1 protein-coding gene is annotated in these 1,221 nt (G+C 55.8%); it reads right to left on the bottom strand.

Going from position 1 to position 1,221, the window contains the following annotated elements; all coding sequences use genetic code 11:
- Positions 1-223: 223 nt before the first annotated feature.
- On the bottom strand, positions 224-652 hold the full coding sequence (locus NZK35_RS03595) for a hypothetical protein (protein ID WP_259631231.1): 429 nt from the start codon (positions 650-652) through the stop codon (positions 224-226).
- Between the last annotated feature and the right edge of the window lie 569 nt (positions 653-1,221).

Here is a 1,221-nt window from a genome sequence, read left to right as displayed (position 1 = left end):
TGCGTGAGCTCCTTCCAGCAAGGGCGCCGGCGCACCAGTCAAACCGCAGCAGATCAATTGCCACAAAAAGCGCGAGAAGACACAAAAGAAGACGTAGGCCGTGGCAGTCTGGCGTCGGTTAGCAGCGCGAACGTCCCGCGTCACCGGGGCCCGTGTGTTGAGCACCCATTCGTGAAAACGAGCCAACGGGCCTCCGCGTGCACGCGATGGTTAGACCAATCGATTAGGGGAGAGTATCGGCATCGGATTCGATGATCCTTGGCCGGAACACAATCGCTAAATCATCACCCAATTCTTGAGCACAACGCATTCCCGGCCTAAGGAGAAATTGGCGTTGTTCTGAATAGGATTCCGTTACGAGGCTGCCAACTGACTGCTTTGTGGATTTGTATTCGAGAGATATCTGAATGGTATCGTCTAGTTGCGTAGTAGCCGTGATTGATAAGGACTGTCCCTCGTTGAGTTCAATATTCCTTGGGAGTCCGGAAACGAATTCAATTTCGCCAAGGATTTCGATTGGCATATCGGATGGGATTGACGAGAAATCTTCGCGAATTTTCGACTCCTCCGCGCTCATCTTCGAACATCCGGAAATCAATAGCGGCGTGAAGATGAGAAATTGGCCAAAGATGAGGAGGCGTGTGGTTTGCATAGTTTTCTGGGTCTAACGTCCACCGTTCACCGCGGCACGGCGAACGACGATGTGTTTTCGGTTGACGCCGACTCCGTGCCTGCGTGTGCAACGGATGGTTCGCGCGTCCGGCCACGACGACGGGCACGTGCCAGCGTCGCTGACGGCCAATGTACTCGATCGGAATCACCGAGGGAAATCCAGTGTCCCAATCAGTAGCCGGCACGACAGGCGTCGGTTTGTCTCCCTCGGCCGAGTCGACCGCGCACCAATCGAACGATGGCATCAGGAGCGAATCTGAGGAAACAGTGGTTCGACAAATTCCGGTGGGCGCAGTCCGAACGCGCCCATTGCGGCATCAGCGTGGACCAACGGAAACAAGGATCACGCAAAGGCGCCAAGCCGCAAAGGAGTGGGTTCTGATCTTTGCGGCTTGGCGACTTTGCGTGAGCCCCTTCCAGCAAGTACGTCAGCGCACCAGTCACACCGCCGCAGATCAATTGCCACAAAAAGCACGAGAAGACACAAAAGAAGAAGTGGGCCGTGGTAGTCAGGCGTCGGTCAGCAGCGTGAACGGCGGTGGTCACCGC

The organism is Stieleria sedimenti (assembly GCF_025060895.1).
Classification (GTDB): Bacteria; Planctomycetota; Planctomycetia; order Pirellulales; family Pirellulaceae; genus Stieleria; species Stieleria sedimenti.
Note: the sequence above shows the minus strand (reverse complement) of the source record. Positions and strands in the feature narration are given on the sequence as shown.

Coding starts and splice junctions, on each gene's coding strand:
- NZK35_RS03595 (WP_259631231.1), bottom strand. CDS start 652: ATGCAAACCACACGCCTCCTCATCTTTGGCCAATTTCTCATCTTCACG.